At 68.1% G+C, this 16809-nt stretch carries 12 protein-coding genes and 1 pseudogene; 9 read left to right on the plus strand and 4 right to left on the minus strand.

All coding sequences use genetic code 11. The features are described 5' to 3' along the window. Positions 1–90 precede the first annotated feature (90 nt). A pseudogene (locus ACFRAQ_RS04660) lies at positions 91–1459 on the minus strand (DEAD/DEAH box helicase); the annotation flags it as partial. Positions 1460–1943: 484 nt separating this feature from the next. Between ACFRAQ_RS04660 and ACFRAQ_RS04665 the strand changes: the two are divergent. From ACFRAQ_RS04665 to ACFRAQ_RS04675, 3 genes are all read left to right on the plus strand, one after another. Then, on the plus strand, positions 1944–2978 hold the full coding sequence (locus tag ACFRAQ_RS04665; protein ID WP_379094150.1) for an alpha/beta fold hydrolase: 1035 nt from the start codon (positions 1944–1946) through the stop codon (positions 2976–2978). Positions 2979–3123: 145 nt separating this feature from the next. Beyond that, positions 3124–3813 (plus strand): ferritin-like fold-containing protein, encoded by a 690-nt coding sequence (locus ACFRAQ_RS04670; protein ID WP_379094153.1) that lies wholly within the window; start codon positions 3124–3126, stop codon positions 3811–3813. Between the two features lie 96 nt (positions 3814–3909). Then, positions 3910–4137, plus strand: coding sequence for a DUF3107 domain-containing protein (locus tag ACFRAQ_RS04675; RefSeq protein WP_213559758.1), 228 nt, complete (start codon positions 3910–3912; stop codon positions 4135–4137). 98 nt (positions 4138–4235) lie between these two features. Here ACFRAQ_RS04675 and ACFRAQ_RS04680 read toward each other — a convergent pair whose 3' ends face one another. Continuing rightward, positions 4236–4901, minus strand: a complete 666-nt coding sequence (locus ACFRAQ_RS04680; protein WP_357283651.1) for a TetR/AcrR family transcriptional regulator — start codon at positions 4899–4901, stop codon at positions 4236–4238. Positions 4902–5290: 389 nt separating this feature from the next. Between ACFRAQ_RS04680 and ACFRAQ_RS04685 the strand changes: the two genes are divergently transcribed. The 3 genes from ACFRAQ_RS04685 (at position 5291) to ACFRAQ_RS04695 (ending at position 8657) form a co-directional block, all read left to right on the plus strand. After that, on the plus strand, positions 5291–6286 hold the full coding sequence (locus ACFRAQ_RS04685) for a DUF3152 domain-containing protein (protein ID WP_379095827.1): 996 nt from the start codon (positions 5291–5293) through the stop codon (positions 6284–6286). Positions 6287–6430: 144 nt separating this feature from the next. Next, positions 6431–7633, plus strand: a complete 1203-nt coding sequence (moeZ, locus tag ACFRAQ_RS04690) for an adenylyltransferase/sulfurtransferase MoeZ (RefSeq protein ID WP_379094156.1) — start codon at positions 6431–6433, stop codon at positions 7631–7633. Between the two features lie 172 nt (positions 7634–7805). Continuing rightward, the gene (locus ACFRAQ_RS04695; RefSeq protein ID WP_379095830.1) at positions 7806–8657 is read left to right on the plus strand and encodes a TIGR02569 family protein; all 852 of its coding nucleotides are present in this window, start codon (positions 7806–7808) and stop codon (positions 8655–8657) included. A gap of 85 nt (positions 8658–8742) precedes the next feature. On the opposite strand, the gene ACFRAQ_RS04700 is transcribed toward ACFRAQ_RS04695, so the two are convergent. Both ACFRAQ_RS04700 and ACFRAQ_RS04705 read right to left on the minus strand, forming a co-directional pair. Beyond that, complete coding sequence (locus ACFRAQ_RS04700) at positions 8743–10197, minus strand: MFS transporter (protein WP_379094158.1); 1455 nt, start codon at positions 10195–10197, stop codon at positions 8743–8745. Positions 10198–10342: 145 nt separating this feature from the next. Then, positions 10343–11026, minus strand: a complete 684-nt coding sequence (locus ACFRAQ_RS04705; protein ID WP_379094161.1) for a FadR/GntR family transcriptional regulator — start codon at positions 11024–11026, stop codon at positions 10343–10345. A 107-nt stretch (positions 11027–11133) separates the two neighbouring features. Between ACFRAQ_RS04705 and ACFRAQ_RS04710 the strand changes: the two genes are divergently transcribed. The 3 genes from ACFRAQ_RS04710 (at position 11134) to nirB (ending at position 16775) form a co-directional block, all read left to right on the plus strand. Beyond that, on the plus strand, positions 11134–12396 hold the full coding sequence (locus ACFRAQ_RS04710) for a CynX/NimT family MFS transporter (RefSeq protein ID WP_379095832.1): 1263 nt from the start codon (positions 11134–11136) through the stop codon (positions 12394–12396). A gap of 281 nt (positions 12397–12677) precedes the next feature. Further along, on the plus strand, positions 12678–14183 hold the full coding sequence (locus ACFRAQ_RS04715) for a nitrate/nitrite transporter (RefSeq protein ID WP_379094163.1): 1506 nt from the start codon (positions 12678–12680) through the stop codon (positions 14181–14183). Between the two features lie 27 nt (positions 14184–14210). After that, positions 14211–16775, plus strand: coding sequence for a nitrite reductase large subunit NirB (gene nirB, locus ACFRAQ_RS04720; RefSeq protein ID WP_379094165.1), 2565 nt, complete (start codon positions 14211–14213; stop codon positions 16773–16775). Positions 16776–16809 lie beyond the last annotated feature (34 nt).

A 16809-nucleotide genomic window follows, 5' to 3' on the forward strand; every position in this document is an offset into this window, starting at 1 on the left:
GACGACGGCGGCCGGTCTTCTCCGGGTCACCGGTGGTCGAATCCGTCTCGGCGGCAACGGTTTCGGTGGTGGTGGCGGCCGGAGCCGCGTCACCCTCGGTACGGCCGCCACGGGTGCGTCGGCGATTGCGTTCACGGGGCGCGCGGCGTTCGCGTTCGACGACGACGGCGTCCTCGTCGCGCGGGGCCGGGCCCTTGCGCACGGTGCCGGTGACGCCCTGCGGGATGCCGAGCTCCTCGTACAGGTGCGGGGAGCGGGAGTAGGTCTCCGCCGGTTCCGGAATGCCGAGGCCCAGGGCCTTGTCGATCATGGCCCAGCGGTTCAGCTCGTCCCAGTCGACCAGGGTGACCGCGACGCCGGTCTTGCCCGCGCGGCCGGTGCGGCCGATGCGGTGCACGTAGGTCTTCTCGTCCTCGGGGCACTGGTAGTTGACGACGTGGGTGACGTCGTCGATGTCGATGCCGCGGGCGGCCACGTCGGTGGCGACCAGCACGTCGATCTTGCCTTCGCGGAACTTCTTCAGCGCCTTCTCGCGGGCGATCTGCCCGAGGTCGCCGTGTACCGCGCCGACCGCGAAGCCGCGCTCGGCCAGATCGTCGGCGACCTTCTGCGCGGTCCGCTTGGTGCGCGCGAAAATCATTGTCGCGCCGCGGGTCTCGGCCTGCAGAATGCGGGCGACCAGCTCGCTCTTGTCGAGCGCGTGCGCCCGGTAGATCAGCTGGGTGATCCGGTCGTGCACCGCGGATTCGTGGTGCTCCTCGGCGCGGATGTGGGTGGGCCGGCTCAGGAAGGTGCGGGCCAGGGTGATGATCGGGCCCGGCATGGTGGCCGAGAACAGCAGGGTCTGCCGCTGCTCGGGGACCATGTTCAGGATCCGCTCGATATCGGGCAGGAAGCCCAGGTCGAGCATTTCGTCGGCCTCGTCGAGGACGAGCACCTCCACCTTGCCCAGGATCAGGTGATTCTGCTGGGCCAGATCCAGCAGGCGGCCCGGGGTGCCGACGACCACGTCGACGCCGGCGCGCAGCGCCGCGATCTGGGTGTCGTAGGGGCGGCCGCCGTAGATGGCGGTCACGCGGACCGGGGTGCCCTGGTCGTCCTTCAGGTACTTGCTGGCGTTCTCCAGATCCTCGGTGACCTGCATGCAGAGCTCGCGGGTCGGAACGATGATCAGGGCGCGCGGGGTGCCATCGAGGGTCTTGGTGCCGGAGCCGGCGGTGGCGATCCGGTTCAGCAGCGGCACACCGAAACCGAAGGTCTTACCCATACCGGTGCGGGCCTGGCCGATGAGATCCTCACCGGCCAGCGCGAGCGGCAGGGTGAGTTCCTGAATGGCGAAAGTGCGTTCGATGCCGATGTCGGCGAGGGCCCGGACGATTTCGGGGCGCACGCCCAATTCGGCGAAAGTGGGGGCGAGGTGGGTGTCGTCGAGTTCCGCGGTCAGCAGCGTGTCCGCCACACCCGGTTCCTGCTCTACGGTGATCTTGCTCAGGTTCTTGCCTTTCCTCGTTTATCGCGTCTCGCGCGCACGAGGCGTGGGGCGGACCCGGACGGCCCGCGACGACCACTAGATCCGGTTTCTCGCCGCTGCTGGGATGCCTGTCCGGGGGATGGGCGTCGACCTGGCGCGGCGGTGCAGTGCTGCGGATCGGAGTGCGCGCACATTTTCCATGGACTGGCGGGTATGAATTTCCACCGTCCGCGGAGATTGTAGCGTGATACGACCTTCGCCCTGTTTTCCGCCACCGCCGATGTGCGGCATTATTACGCTGGTAGGCGCGCTTATCGATATCCGATACGGGTCTGATCCGGGGTTTCGCAGTAGCGTTAATGATTGCGGCGCACCATAATTCGGTCCGAGAGCGGGTGTGGACCGCGCGACCGGCAGTTGAGTTGCTCACATGTGTGATACGTCGTGTACCACTATCTGTCATGGTGGTGCCGTGAGCTTGGCAGACACCGTGACAACCGCAGCGCGCAACGCGTGGGCCCTGACGTTCGGCGACGGCATCGAGGCCCCCGACCCCACCCCCTCGACGGTGCTGTCCGACGCGCCGCACCGCGAACTGCGCCGCTACGACGGCGCGGGCCCCGACGATCCGGCCGTGCTGCTGGTGCCGCCGCTGGCCGCGCCCGCCTTCTGCTTCGACCTGCGCCCCGACCAGAGTCTGGCCCGGTTCCTCCTGGACTCCGGCCGCGCCCCCTACCTGGTCGACTACGGCGACATCACCTTCGACGACCGCCGCATGGGGTTCGAGACCTGGATCGACGACATCCTGCCCGAGGCCATCCGCCAGGTGTCCGCCGATCGCGGTGGCCGCCCGGTCGACCTGGTGGGCTGGTCCATCGGCGGAGTGCTGGCCCTCCTGACCGCCGCGGCCGACCAGACGCTGCCCATCCGCTCGATCACCGCGGTGGGCGCGCCCCTGAGCTACGACCACATGTTCGGCGCCCGCGAGCTCCGCTCCCTGGCCCGCCTCGACGGCGGCCGCACCGCGACCACCGCGATCCGCGCCCTCGGCGGCGTCTCGGCGCAGATCACCCGGTTCGCCTACCGGGCCACCGCCTGGAACCGGGAACTCGAGCGCCCGCTGTTCATCGCGAGCAATATCGCCGACACCGCGACCCTGGCCCGGATGGAGACCATCGACCGGTTCCAGAATTCGCTGCCCGGCTATCCGGGACGGTTCTACAACCAGCTGTGGGGTCGCTTCATCCTCAACAACGACATCGGCAAGGGCGGGCTGCGGCTGGGCGAGCGCGCGATCGCGCTGGCCGAGGTCACCCAGCCGGTGCTGCTGGTCGGCGGACCGCAGGACGCGATCACCGCGGCCGCCGCCGTGGAGCACGGAACGAAGACCCTGACCGGATCGCCGAATGTGCGGTACGAGACCGCACCCGGCTCGCACCTCGGCATTCTCCTCGCCCGCGACACCACGTGGACCTATCTGGACAAGTTCCTGCGCGACCTGGCCTGATCGGGGCCCGGCGGGTCGTGAACGGCACCGGCGGGTTGTGAACAACTCTGTGGCGCAATGCTTTTCGGGTAAGTCGAGAGTGCGCTCGCGACCCGCCCCTCGATGGGTGAATGCACGGCGTTTTCTGGGGCTAGGGTGGGGACCCATGGGAGCAAACTCGTCCACCGCCCCGGAGCCCACGGGCCACCTCATCGCCGCCGAACACCCGGGTGTCACCGACCTCTTCGCCGTCCTCGCCTATGGCGAGATCTCCGCCTTCTACCGTCTCGCCGAAGAGGCCAAACTGTCGCCCACGCTGCGCGGCAAGGTGGCCGTCGCCAAGATGGCGGGCAACGAGGCCGAGCATTTCCAGACCCTGGAACGCGCCCTCGCCGACCGTGGTACGGACGTCTTCGACGCCATGGCCCCCTTCGTGCGCGCCCTGGACGCCTATCACGCCTCCACCGACCCCTCCACCTGGCTGGAGTCGATGGTCAAGTTCTACGTCGGTGACGGCATCGCCGCCGACTTCTACACCGAGATCGCCGGCGCCCTGGCTCCCGAGGTCGCCGACGTGGTGCGCGACGTGCTGGCCGAGACCAACCACTCCGAGTTCGTGATCGAGGAGGTGCGCGGCGCGGTCGCGCAGAACCGGTCCGAGCGCGACCGGCTGGCGCTGTGGGGCCGCCGGCTGCTGGGCGAGGCGATCACCCAGGCGCAGTACGTGATGGCCCAGCGCGACGAGCTGACCGAGCTGGTGCTCACCGCGACCGGCGACCTGAACGGCATCGCCACGCTGTTCGAGCACATGCAGAACAGCCACACCGAGCGCATGCGCGTGCTCGGCCTGGGCTGAGTTTCGCTATCAGCGCAGGCGGTCGGGGCCGATGGCGGTCGCGGCTGCGCTAGCGTGATCGGGACAGGACTACGACTCTAGGTTCGGAGGTTGGCCGTGGAGGTCAAGATCGGCATTTCGGATAGCCCGCGTGAGCTCGTCATCAACAGCTCGCAGACCCCGGCCGAGGTCGAGGCGCTCGTCAGCGGTGCGCTGCAGGGTGAGGGCGGCGTCGTGGCGCTCACCGACGAGAAGGGCCGCAAGTTCCTGATCCAGGCCGCGAAGGTCGCCTACGTCGAGATCGGCGCTCCGTCCTCGGGTCGTGTCGGCTTCGCCGCCGTCTAGTTTTCCCGCGCGCGACGCGGTAGATCGCGCCAAAAGAATTGGCCCGCCGACTTAGTCGGCGGGCCAATTCTTTTTGATTCAACGAGAGTTGTTATCTCTCAATCGATCGGGTGCAGCGGAACGTGCTTGAGCCCGCCCCAGCACAGCGCGACCGTGGTGTCGACGGCGTCGTCCTTGGGAATCGGCCGGTCCGCCTCGAGCCAGTACCGGGCGCTGAGCTGGCTGGCGCCGACCAAGCCGACCGCGAGTACGCGGGCCCGGTAGGGGTCCAGACCGGAGTCGTGGGCGACCAGGTCGAACACCGCGTCCACACAGGCCTCGGTGGCCTGCTCGACCCGGCGCTGCACCTGCGGCTCATTGGTCAGATCCGATTCGAAAACCAGTCGGAAGCCCTGGGTTTCATGGTCGACGAAGTCGAAGTACGCGGCGACGGCGGCGCGCACGCGCTGCTTGTTGTCGGTGGTGGAGCGCAGCGCCTGGCGCACGCTCGACACCAGCACGTCGACGTAGTTCTGCAGCACTGCCAGGTACAGCTCGAGCTTGCTCGAGAAGTGCTGGTAGAGCACCGGTTTGCTGACGCCGGCGCACTGCGAGATCTCATCCATGCCGGCGGCGTGATAGCCGCGTTGCACGAAGACCTCGCTGGCTGCGGCGAGAAGCTGCGCGCGGCGCGCCTCGCGGGGCAGACGGGTGCCGCGCTTGCTCGTCGCCATGGCCTCGGATGACATGCGGTGCGATGTCATCCGGTCCACGAGGTCAGTCATTGCCTATTTCTCCCAGTTGATTCCCGGTGCGAAGGATGTTCACCGGTATCCCACGAACGATACGCGCTCAGGGGGCCGCTGCCGATCCAGGTTCCGAATATTGGTCGCGTGATGCTCGCTTTGATTATGCGAGGCCGATCACAACTGTGTAGCACATGTTCCGATTTGTGAGGTCTGCCGCATTAGCGTGAGATATCTCGCAGCAATGATCACGGGCTGGGACGGCAGCTCTCGGTGACCGGCCGGGCTGTGAGAGTCTGTCAGGCGTGACCGAGAAGGCCGCCGGCAACAAGCGACGGGGTAGACCCAGCGGGCCGATCTACGATCCGCTCGGTTTGTACGACGACGACGGCGCATCGGAGACCGGCCCGTCGGTATCTTCTGGGCTCATCGCGCCACCCGATCCGGACCTCCCCGCCGAGGACCGCCCGCTGCCGCATCAGCCGCTGCGCGCCCGCTGGGACCCCACCTCCCCGCCCGCCGACGCCCGCAATCGCCCCCGCCCCGAACGCGAGACCAAGAAGCAGAGTCCGCTGGGCCGGTTCGTGAACACCTACGGCTGGCGGGCCTACGCCCTGCCGGTACTGCTGGTGATCACCGTCGTGGTCGCCGTCGACGCCTTCCGCCACACCGGTGACAGCGATGCCGGGCTGCCCGGATTCGGTCGCTTGAGCGAGTACACCGACAAGCCGGGCCGCATCATCGGCGGCGCGCCCAAGGGCGACGGCAAGTACGCCGTCGACCTGCCGACCGGCGCGGTCCCGCCCGGCGGGGCCTACACCGACACCGGCGCGGGCACCTGGCGGGTGATCCCGGGTACCAGCGCTCAGGTCGGCACCGGCACCCAGCACGCCTTCACCTACTCCGTCGAGATCGAGAACGGGGTGGACACCGCGTCCCTGGGCGGTGATGCGGCGGTGGCGCAGATGATCGACGCCACCCTCGCCAATCCCAAGTCCTGGACCCATGATCCGCGCTTCGCGCTGCGCCGCGTCGACACCGGCAACCCGGACTTCCGCATCTCGCTGACCTCGCGCGACACCACCCGCAAGTCGTGCGGTTTCGAAATCCCGGTCGACTCCTCCTGCTACAACACCGAACTGGGCCGCGTCGTGCTCTCGGAGGTGCGCTGGGTGCGCGGGGCCCCGGCCTTCGAGGGCGATGTCGGCTCGTATCGGCAGTACCAGATCAATCACGAAGTGGGCCATGCCCTCGGCTACCACGAGCACCAGCCGTGCGAGACCGACGGCGGGCTGGCCCCGGTCATGATGCAGCAGACCTTCGGAACCCGGAACAACGACATCGCGAAGCTGGATCCCGAAGGCGTGGTGCCGATGGACGGCAAGACCTGCCGCTTCAACCCCTGGCCCTACCCCCGCGCCTGAGCGGCCGCCGCCCTCCAGCGGCGGATTCCGGCCGCTGATCACCCCGGTTCGAACGGGACTAGGCTTGGGGAAGAACGGTCCCGGTCGCTGTGTTGCAGAAATGGCCGCGAGTTTCCGGCGAATTCGATTGAGGAGTCCGCACACGTGACAGCATCGCATCCCTCCCTGCCGCCCTTGGTGGAGCCGGCGGCGGAGCTGACCCGGGACGAGGTCGCCCGCTACAGCCGCCATCTGATCATCCCGGATCTCGGGGTGGACGGTCAGAAACGTTTGAAGAACGCCAAGGTGCTGGTGATCGGCGCGGGCGGGCTCGGCTCCCCGGCGCTGCTGTACCTGGCCGCCGCCGGTGTCGGCACCCTCGGCATCGTCGAGTTCGACGAGGTCGACGCGTCGAACCTGCAGCGGCAGATCATCCACGGCGAATCCGATATCGGCCGCTCCAAGGCCGACAGCGCCCGCGACTCGATTCTGGAGATCAATTCCGGAATCACGGTGGAGCTGCACAAGATTCGGCTCGAGCCCGACAATGCGATCGAGCTGTTCCGGCAGTACGACCTGATCGTCGACGGCACCGACAACTTCGCCACCCGCTACCTGGTCAACGACGCCGCCGTGCTGGCGGGCAAGCCGTACGTGTGGGGTTCCATCTACCGCTTCGAGGGCCAGGTCTCGGTCTTCTGGGAGGACGCCCCCGACACGCCGGATGGTGAGAAGAGGGGCATCAACTACCGCGACCTGTACCCGGAGGCCCCGCCGCCGGGCATGGTCCCGTCCTGCGCCGAGGGCGGCGTGCTGGGCGTGCTGTGCGCGTCCATCGGCTCGATCATGGTGACCGAGGCGATCAAGCTGATCACCGGGATCGGCGACCCGCTGCTCGGGCGGCTCATGGTGTACGACGCACTGGACATGAGCTACCGCACCATCAAGCTGCGCCGCGATCCGGAGCGTCAGCCCATCACCGAGCTCATCGACTACGACGCGTTCTGCGGCGTGGTGTCGGAGGAGGGCCAGGCCGCGGCCATCGGCTCCACCATCACCGCCCGGGAGCTCAAGGAGATGCTGGACGCGGGCAAGGACGTGGCCATCATCGATGTGCGCGAGCCCGTGGAATGGGACATCGTCCGGCTCGAGGGCGCGACCCTGATCCCGAAGGACCGCATCCTCTCGGGTGAGGCGCTGTCGGAGCTGCCGCAGAACACCCCGATCGTGCTGCACTGCAAGACCGGTATCCGCTCCGCGGAGGCGCTCGCCGCCCTGAAGAACGCGGGCTTCTCCGATGCCACCCACCTGCAGGGCGGAATCATCGCCTGGGCCAACCAGGTCGACCCCTCCCTGCCGGTCTACTGAGCCCGCGCGGACGGGCCCTCGGCGGCAGCACGGGGGCCTGTTCGGCGGCGGTGCGGGAGCCCGGAGGTAACGCCTCGGTCGCCGGTGTTTCACACCATGGTTTCGGCGTGTGGAACGGTCGGCGCGGCGAGGGTCGCGAAAACCTGGCCAGCGGTACCGTACGCGCGTGACGATGACTGTTGTGGAACCTCCTGAGCATGTGCGCTCAACCTTCGGGTTGCGCGAGGAACCGCCGGTCCCGTTGGGGAACTGGGATGGCGGCTGGCGGTGTGGCGATGTCGTCTTGAGCCCGGTGACCGATCATGCGCGGGCCGCCTGGTCGGCGAAGGTGCGCGAGACGCTGCGGGTGGACGGGCTGCGCCTGGCGCGGCCGGTACGGGCCACCGATGGACGGTATGTCGTATCCGGGTGGCGCGCCGACACCTACCTCGAAGGCGTGCCGGAACCGCGGCACGACGAAGTGGTGTCGCTGTCGCTGCGGCTGCACCAGGTGACCGCGCAGCTGGAGCGCCCGCGTTTCCTGGCCGCGCAGCCGGTCGCGCCGTGGGCCGACGTGGACGTGTTCGCGGCCGCCGATCGCGCGGCGTGGGAAGCGGTTCCGCTGCGCAGCCTGAAGCTGGGCGGCATGCTGCCGTCCACTTCGCCGGACGGCGACCGCAGCCTGACCCTGATCACCCAGTTGTCGACCCTGCGCAAGCCGGTCGCCACGCCCCCGCAGCTGGTGCACGGCGATCTGTTCGGCACCGTGCTGTTCTCCGGCGGTTACGCGCCCGGCCTGACCGACATCACCCCCTACTGGCGTCCCGCGCCGTGGGCGGCGGCGGTCATCGTGGTGGACGCGCTGTCCTGGGGCGGCGCGGACGACGGTCTGATGGAGCGCTGGGCCCAGTTGCCCGAGTGGCCGCAGATGCTGGTGCGCGCGGTCATGTTCCGGCTGGCTGTGCACGCCCTGCACCCGCGCTCCACCCCCGAGGCGTTCCCGGGTCTGGCCCGCACCGCGGACATGACCCGGCTGCTGCTCTAGGGGCGGGCGAGAGCATGCGGAAGGGCCGCACCGGGCGACGAATTCCGGTGCGGCCCTTCCGTTCCCCAGGGGCGGCTGGGGAGTCTTACACGTTCGCGTGGGCGAGCGAGGGCGCCCGGCCGACGGCGAACGAGGACCGCAGGTAGAACCACCAGCACAGCGCGCCCATGGCGAGGTAGGCCGCCACGTAACCCCAGAAGGCCGGATTCATGCTGTGGTAGTGGGTGTTCGACAGGCGCAGCGCCTGCTGCAGGATCCAGCCGCCCGCCGCGCCGACCGCGCCGATCACGCCGATGGCCGCGCCCGCCTGCCGTTTGGCCGAGATCAGTGCCTCGCCGATGTCCTGCCCGGTCTCCGAGGCGTGCCGCCGCGCTTCCGCGGTGAAGATCATCGGGATCATCCGGTAGGTCGATCCGTTGCCGATGCCGCTGAGCACGAACAGCAGCAGGAACGAGGCCAGGTAGAGCGGGAAGTTCTTGGCGGACAACGACGCCACGATGAGCGCGGTGGCGAACGCCATGCCGCCGAAGACGTAGAGCGTGATCCGCGCGCCGCTGAGCTTGTCGGCGATCCACCCGCCGAAGGGGCGGCTGAAGGATCCGACCAGGGCGCCGAGGAAGGCCAGGTTGCCCAGCGTGCTCATCCACCCGATCTTGGCCAGGCTCGGGAAGTTGGCCTTGAGCAGGGTCGGGAAGGCGAAGGAGAAGCCGATGAAGGAGCCGAAGGTGCCGATGTAGAGGATGGCCATCACCCAGGTGTGGCGGTTGGCCAGCGCCCGCTTGTACGACGTGCCATCGGATTTCGCGCCGCTCAGCGAGTCCATGTAGCGCAGTGCGCCGAAGAGGGCGGCGAGGATGAACGGAATCCACACCAGCACCGCGAGCGTGATGCCGAAGCGGTATCCGGCGGCGTCCTTGGCCATGATGTGCGTGCCCAGCGTGATGATGAGCGGTACGAACAATTGTGTCTGTGCCACACCGAGATTGCCGCCCGCGGCATTGATGCCCAGGGCCGCGCCCTTCTTACCCTCGGGGAAGAAGAAGTTGATATTCGCCATGGAGGACGAGAAGTTGCCGCCGCCGACACCGGCGATGGCGGCCAACGCCATGAACACCCACATCGGGGTGCCGGGCTGGTTGATGAAATAGGCCAGGCCCAGGGTGGGCAGCAGCAGCATGCCCGCGCTGAACGCGGTGAACGCGCGGCCGCCGAAGCGGGGAATGGCGAAGGTGTAGGGCACCCGCAGCGCCGCGCCGACCAGGGTCGGGGTGGAGGTGAGCAGCAGGGCGTTGTTCACGGCGTCGGGATTGTTCTTGCCCAGGAAGGCGAATCCGGCCGAGCCCATGGCGGTGACGACGCTGGCCCAGAGCACCCAGACGCTGAATCCGAGGTTCTCGGCGAATACCGAGAAGATCAGATTCTTGCGGGCGGTCTGTTTACCCCCGTTTTCCCAGAATTCGGTGTTATCGGGTTCCCAGCGGTCGATCCAGCGCCCGCGTTTCTGATACGTGATTTCGGTAGGCTCGATAACTGTTGCCATGAGCGGTTGTCCTCTCGGCTGATGCGACCGCCCTCATCTGCGGTCCCGTCAACCGTAGGAAGCCCGTTTTACGTCCGGGTGTTTTTCCATGACGGAGATGACAATTCGGGCTCACTTGGCCCAGATTCGCATGGTGACCCTTCGGTTACCCGAAATTCTTATCGAGCGTCCGGTATTCAGCCATGAGCGAGTCCAGGAAGCAGTTGGCCGTGCGGGCCGCCCGGTCGGGGTCGCCGTCGATCACCGCGGCCACCAGCTCGGCGTGCTCGTCGTGGTAGGTCTCGCCCTCGCGCGCGGACCGGAAACGGATGCCCGCGGCGATCACCGGCAGCAGCGAGTCGTAGAACTCGAGGTACACCGCGTTGTGGCTGGCGACCACGATGGCGCGGTGCAGCTGCACATCCGCCTCGATGGCGGCGTCGAAGTCGCTGTCCCACAGCCGGGTCCGGTCGTCGAGCAGTCGCCGCAGTTCGGCGATGTCGTTGTCGTCGCGGCGGGCGGCGGCCAGCCGGGCGGCGGTGGTGTCGAGGGCCTGGCGCAGTTCGAGCACGTCGCGCTGCTGGGCGTCGGCGAAGTACTCGGTGAGGGTGCCGCCGAGGGTGGAGGTCGAGATGACGTAGGTGCCCGAGCCCTGTCTGCGTTCGAGCATGCCGGCGTGCACGAGGGCCTGGACGGCCTCGCGCACGGTATTGCGGCCGGTGCCGGTGAGTTCGGTGAGTTCGGGCTCGGTGGGGATGCGCGAGCCGACGGCCCAACGGCCGGAACGGATTTCGGCACGAAGCTGCTCGGTCACCTGGGCGATGAGGCTCGTGCGCCGGACTGGTTGCACGGGGGACAGCGTACCTTGCCTCACATTCGTTGCATCACATCATCGGGTCATCCTATGATTTCGTGGTGACTGCGACGATCGATGAGACGATGGCCCCCGGGCGGGGCATGACCCGTACCCCTGCCGAGCCGGGGCGCGTCCATCTCGAATCGCCGAAGCCCGAACTCTCCCGGCGCGCTCTCTTCGAGGGTCGCCTGCTGGTGCTGGTCGCCATCGTCATGTCGGCGCTGACGCTGCGGATCGCGGTCACCGCGTTCACCCCGCTGGCCGCCCGCATCGGCGACGACATCGGCTACTCCACCGCGGTGGTCGGCGTCTTCGGCATGCTGCCGACCGCCATGTTCGCCCTCGGCGGCCTGCTCACCCCCGTGCTCTCGCGCCGATTCGGCCTGGAGATGACCGCGCTGGCGGCCATGCTCATGACCGGTATCGGCTCGGTGCTGCGTGCCCTGGTGCCCGACACCTGGCAGCTGCTGGCCTTCTCGGCCTTCGCGCTGGCCGGTATGGGCATCGGCAATGTGGTGATCCCGCCACTGGTCAAGCGGTACTTCTCGGATCGGCTGGCACTGCTCAGCTCGGTCTACATCGTGATGGTGCAGCTGGGCACGGTGTTCCCGGCGCTGATCACGGTCCCGATCGCGGACGCGCACGGCTGGCGGTTGTCGCTGGGCATGTGGGCCGCGCTGGCCTTCGCCGCCGCGCTGCCGTGGATCGCGGTGCTGCGCACCCGCCGCGCGAACGCCCGGTTCGACACCACCGAGCTGCTCGCGGACGCGGTCGAGTCCACCGGCAAGGTGTGGCGCTCGCCGCTGGCCTGGGGCATGGCCTTCATGTTCGGCATGACCTCGTTGATCACCTATTCGATGTTCACCTGGCTGCCGACGATCTTCAGCGACGCGGGCGCGGACGCGGCGTTCGGCGGCTCGATGGTCGGCATCTTCGCGCTGATCGGCCTGGTCGCGGCCTTGAGCGCGCCGATCGTGGTGGGCCGCATCGCCAATCCGTTCCCGGTGGTGATCGGCTGCGCGGTGTTCTTCTTCATCGGCTTCGGCGGCCTGTTGTTCGCGCCGATGAGCGCCCCGCTGGTGTGGGTGCTGGCGCTGGGCCTGGGCCCGTCGACCTTCCCGATGGCGCTGACGCTGATCAACCTGCGGACCCGCACCGGCGCCGGTTCGGCCGCGCTGTCCGGTTTCACCCAGGGTGTCGGTTACTCGGTGGCGTGCGTGGGCCCGCTGCTGTTCGGCACGCTGCACACCATGACCGGCGGCTGGCCGGTGCCGTTCGCCTTCCTCACGGTGGCGGTGCTGATCCTGATGGCCGGCGCGTGGGTCGCGTGCAAGCCGCGTTTCCTGGAAGACAGCTGGAACTAGCGGTCACCGGGAACTAGCCGGAATTTCACTGTTCGAGTTGCCGAGTCGTGAGGTTGGGGCCATGCTGTGTGGCAAGGCTCTCACCTCACGGCTCGAAAACTCGTTTTCAGGCGTTTCGTGACCGCCGGAAACTCTTGTGTCACATAGGCGAAACATAAGGCCGGATCTCACGCCGTAAACCCGGAATTCGTGAGCAACCGTTGATTTGCCGGACATTTCGCGCAGCACGGGCGCAATACCCGTTTTCTACCTTGGGGCCATCCAGATTTCAGGAGGGCCTCTTGTTGACGACGCTGACCCGCAAGCGCGACATCGAGCATTGGGATGCCGAGGATGTCGTGGCTTGGGAAGCCGGTGGTAAGGACATCGCGCGCCGCAATCTGATCTGGTCGGTCTTCGCCGAGCACATCGGGTTCTCGGTGTGGTCGATCTGGTCGGTCATGGTGCTGTTCATGCCGACCGACGTCTTCCACATCGATCCGGCCGGCAAGTTCTTCCTGGGCGCGGTGCCGACCCTGGTCGGCGGCTTCATGCGGATCCCCTACACCGTGCTGACCGCGAAGTTCGGCGGGCGCAACTGGACCATCGTGTCCGCGCTGCTGCTGCTGATCCCGACGCTGCTGACGCTGTACTTCATCAACCAGCCGGGCACCTCCTACACGACGTTCCTGATCGTGGCGGCCTTCGCGGGCCTGGGCGGCGGCAACTTCTCCTCGTCGATGTCCAACATCAACGTGTTCTTCCCGCAGCGGCTCAAGGGCTGGGCGCTGGGCATGAACGCGGGCGGCGGCAATATCGGCGTTCCGGTGGTGCAGCTGATCGGCCTGGCGGTCATCGCCACCCTGGGCAACCACTACGGCAACGCCTCGGTGGTGTGCGCGGTGTACCTGGTGCTGATCGCGGTGGCCGCGGTGGGTGCGGCGCTGTACATGGACAACGTCAAGAACCAGAAGGCCGACCTGTCCTACATGCTCAAGGCGCTGCGCGTCCCGCAGTCCTGGGCGATCGCCTTCCTTTACATCGGCACCTTCGGTTCGTTCATCGGCTACAGCTTCGCTTTCGGCCAGGTCCTGCAGATCACCTTCAAGGCCGGTGGCGCGAGTGTCTCCGCCGCCGCGCTGCACGCCGCGCAGATCGCCTTCATCGGCCCGCTGCTGGGTTCGCTGGCCCGCCCGTATGGCGGCAAGTGGGCCGACCGGATCGGCGGCAGCAAGGTCACGCTGTACACCTTCGTGGCCATGACGCTCGCGGCCGTGGTGGTCGCGGTGTCGTCCACCATGGGCGATCACGCCGGGCACCCGAAGGGCGGCGTGCTGGTGGCCATGATCGTCGGTTTCACCGCGCTGTTCGTCATCTCCGGTATCGGCAACGGTGCGGTCACCAAGATCATCCCTTCGGTGTTCGAGGCCAAATCCCGTTCCCTGGAAGGTGATTCGGCCAGCCGCGCGGCGTGGGCCCGCAACACCTCGGGTGCGCTGATCGGCTTCGTCGGCGCGATCGGCGCGCTGGGCGGCGTCGGCATCAACCTGATGCTGCGCACCTCCTACGCCTCCACCAAGTCCGCGACCACCGCCTTCTGGGTCTTCATGGCCTTCTACGTGCTGTGCGGCCTGGTCTGCTGGGCGGTCTTCATGCGCCGCCCGAGCCTGCGGGCGCTGTCCAGCGATACCGCTGACGCCGATGTCGTCGTCGAGGCGGAGGCCCTGGTCCTCGAGGCCGAATCCGGCTCCGCCGCAACCGATCGTGCGTCCAACACCGCCTCGTCCACTCCGTCGGCTCGCGCCTGACCAGTCCAGCTCGAAAGGGACACCGTCATGACCCACAGCATCGAACGCAAAACCGCGATCGTCGTCGGCCACGGCATGGTCGGACACCGCTTCGTGGAGGCCCTGCGCTCCCGCGACGAAGCCGGGACCTGGCAGGTCATCGTGCTCAGCGAGGAGAAGCTGGCCGCCTACGACCGCGTCGGACTGTCCTCCTACGTCGGCATCTGGGAGACCTCCGCGCTGGCCCTGCCCGGCAATGGCTACGAGGGCGACGACCTGGTCGAGGTACGGCTGGGCGTGCGCGCCGACAGCATCGACAAGGCCGCCCGCAAGGTGACCACCTCCACCGGTGACGTGATCGGTTACGACGCACTGGTTCTCGCGACCGGTTCCTACGCCTGGGTGCCGCCGGTGCCGGGCGCCGACGTCGAGGGCTGCTACGTCTACCGCACCCTCGAGGATCTCGACGGCATCCGGGCGACCGCCGAGGCGGCCGGTCCGGGCGCGGTCGGCGTGGTGGTCGGCGGCGGTCTGCTCGGTCTGGAGGCGGCCAACGCGCTGCGCCTGCTGGGCATGACCCCGCACGTGGTCGAGTACAACAACTGGCTGATGCCCGCCCAGGTCGACGAGGGCGGCGGCGCGATCCTGGAGAAGCTGGTCACCGAGCTCGGCCTGAGCGTGCACACCGGTGTCGGCACCGCCTCGATCGCATCCGACGACGCGGCCCCGCCGGCGGAGAAGCTGACCGTCACGCTGTCCGACGAGAGCGAATTGCGGGCCGCCCTGGTGGTTTTCGCCGCCGGTGTGCGTCCCCGCGACGAGATCGCCAAGGCCGCCGGCATCGAGGTCGGCCCGCGCGGCGGTGTCATCACCGACCTGGGCCTGCGCACCTCGGACCCGAGCATCTACGCCATCGGTGAGGTCGCCGCGGTCGAGGGCGTCTGCTACGGCCTGGTGGCCCCGGGGTACAGCACCGCCGAGGTGGTCGCGGACCGCCTGCTCGGCGGTGAGGGCGAGTTCCCGGGCGCGGACATGTCGACCAAGCTGAAGCTGCTCGGCGTGGACGTGGCCTCCTTCGGTGACGCGCACGCCAAGACCGAGGGCGCGCTGTCGGTGGTGCTGCACGACGCCGCCAAGGGCACCTACGCCAAGCTGGTCGTCTCCGACGACGCGCAGACCCTGCTCGGCGGCATCCTGGTCGGTGACGCCACCCAGTACTCGGCGCTGCGTCCGCTGGTCGGCCGCCCGCTGCCCGCCGATCCGGCCGCGCTGATCTCCCCGGCCGGTGCGGAACTGGGCGCGGACGCGCTGCCCGACGACGCGCAGATCTGCTCCTGCAACAACGTCTCGAAGGGCTCCATCTGCGGCGCGATCGCCGACGGCGCCTGCGACGTCCCGGCCATCAAGAGCTGCACCAATGCCGGAACCTCCTGCGGCGGTTGTGTTCCCATGCTCAAGAAGCTGCTGGAGCAGTCGGGTGTGGAGGTCTCCAAGTCGCTGTGCGAGCATTTCTCGCAGTCGCGCGCGGAGCTGTTCCACATCATCCAGTCGACCGGTGTCCGCACCTTCTCGGGCCTGATCGCCAAGTACGGCAAGGGCACCGGCTGCGACATCTGCAAGCCGACGGTGGCCTCCATCCTGGCCTCCACCTCGAGCGATCACATCCTCGACGGCGAGCAGGCCTCGCTGCAGGACACCAACGACCACTTCCTGGCCAACCTGCAGAAGAACGGCACCTACTCGGTCGTCCCGCGGATGCCCGGCGGTGAGGTGACCGCCGACCAGCTCATCACCATCGGTGAGATCGCCAAGGAATTCGACCTGTACGTGAAGGTCACCGGCGGTCAGCGCATCGACCTGTTCGGCGCCCGCGTCGAGCAGCTGCCGCTGATCTGGAAGCGCCTGGTGGACGTGGGCATGGAGTCCGGTCACGCCTACGGCAAGTCGCTGCGCACGGTGAAGTCCTGCGTCGGATCGACCTGGTGCCGTTACGGCCAGCAGGACTCGGTCGGCATGGCGGTGCTGCTCGAAAAGCGTTACCGCGGTTTGCGTTCCCCGCACAAGCTGAAGCTGGCCGTGTCGGGTTGCGCGCGTGAGTGCGCGGAGGCCCGCGGCAAGGACGTCGGCGTCATCGCCACGGAGAACGGCTGGAACCTGTACGTCGGCGGCAACGGCGGTCTGACCCCGAAGCACGCGGTGCTGCTGGCCGGTGAGCTCGACGACGAGACGCTGATCAAGTACATCGACCGCTACCTGATGTTCTACATCCGCACCGCGGACCGCCTGCAGCGCACCGCGCCGTGGCAGGAGGCCCTGGAGGGCGGCATCGACTACCTCAAGGCCGTCGTCTGCGAGGACAGCCTGGGCATCGCCGCCGACCTGGAGGCCGCCATGGCCAAGCACGTGGACGGCTACAAGGACGAGTGGGCCGCCGTGCTCGAGGACGAGGGCAAGCTGTCGCGCTTCGTGTCCTTCGTCAACGCCCCCGAGGAGTCGGACCCGACCATCGGCTTCGACGAGAGCGGCGAGCGCAAGGTGCCCGTCCTGCTCGGCATCCCGGAGCTTCCGGTCGGTGCGGCCCAGGCCACAGAACCCGCCACGCACGGGAAATGACTGCTTAACGACTTGGAAACAGGGCGCCGGTACC

It is taken from the genome of Nocardia sp. NPDC056611 (genome assembly GCF_042792755.1).
GTDB lineage: Bacteria > Actinomycetota > Actinomycetes > Mycobacteriales > Mycobacteriaceae > Nocardia.